Consider the following 1337-nt stretch of genomic DNA (forward strand, 5'->3'; position numbering starts at 1 on the left):
CTGGCCTCAGGTATCCGTACAGCTAGCTTCTAATGACTCAACACAACCACGCTGTCCCACCTTAGACGGCTAGGTCCAGAGGGTTACTCCACCGGCTTTGGGTGTTACAAACTCTCATGGTGTGACGGGCGGTGTGTACAAGGCCCGGGAACGTATTCACCGCGGCATGCTGATCCGCGATTACTAGCGATTCCGACTTCATGCAGGCGAGTTGCAGCCTGCAATCCGAACTGAGAACGACTTTAAGAGATTAGCTTAACCTCGCGGTTTCGCGACTCGTTGTATCGTCCATTGTAGCACGTGTGTAGCCCAGGTCATAAGGGGCATGATGACTTGACGTCATCCCCACCTTCCTCCGGTTTGTCACCGGCAGTCTCGCCAGAGTGCCCAACTAAATGATGGCAACTGACAACAAGGGTTGCGCTCGTTGCGGGACTTAACCCAACATCTCACGACACGAGCTGACGACAGCCATGCACCACCTGTCATTTTGTCCCCGAAGGGAAAACCTAATCTCTTAGGTGGTCAAAAGATGTCAAGACCTGGTAAGGTTCTTCGCGTTGCTTCGAATTAAACCACATGCTCCACCGCTTGTGCGGGCCCCCGTCAATTCCTTTGAGTTTCAACCTTGCGGTCGTACTCCCCAGGCGGAATGCTTATTGCGTTAGCTGCGGCACTGAAGGGCGGAAACCCTCCAACACCTAGCATTCATCGTTTACGGCATGGACTACCAGGGTATCTAATCCTGTTCGCTACCCATGCTTTCGAACCTCAGCGTCAGTTACAGACCAGAGAGCCGCTTTCGCCACTGGTGTTCTTCCATATATCTACGCATTTCACCGCTACACATGGAGTTCCACTCTCCTCTTCTGCACTCAAGTCTTCCAGTTTCCAATGCACATCTCCGGTTAAGCCGAAGGCTTTCACATCAGACTTAAAAAACCGCCTGCGTTCCCTTTACGCCCAATAAATCCGGACAACGCTTGCCACCTACGTATTACCGCGGCTGCTGGCACGTAGTTAGCCGTGACTTGCTGGTTAGATACCGTCAGTGAATAATCAGTTACTATTACTCATATTCTTCTCTAACAACAGAATTTTACGATCCGAAGACCTTCTTCATTCACGCGGCGTTGCTCCATCAGGCTTGCGCCCATTGTGGAAGATTCCCTACTGCTGCCTCCCGTAGGAGTATGGGCCGTGTCTCAGTCCCATTGTGGCCGATCAGTCTCTCAACTCGGCTACGTATCATCACCTTGGTAGGCCGTTACCCTACCAACTAGTTAATACGCCGCGGGTCCATCCAAAAGCGATAGCAAAACCACCTTTTACATAAT

The 1337-nt window shown here is 51.6% G+C and carries 1 rRNA gene; it reads right to left on the reverse strand.

The features are described 5' to 3' along the window. A 16S ribosomal RNA gene (locus tag A3O17_RS06075) occupies positions 1-1337 on the reverse strand; the annotation flags it as partial.

This window comes from Ligilactobacillus aviarius (assembly GCF_001654615.1).
Classification (GTDB): domain Bacteria; phylum Bacillota; class Bacilli; order Lactobacillales; family Lactobacillaceae; genus Ligilactobacillus; species Ligilactobacillus aviarius_B.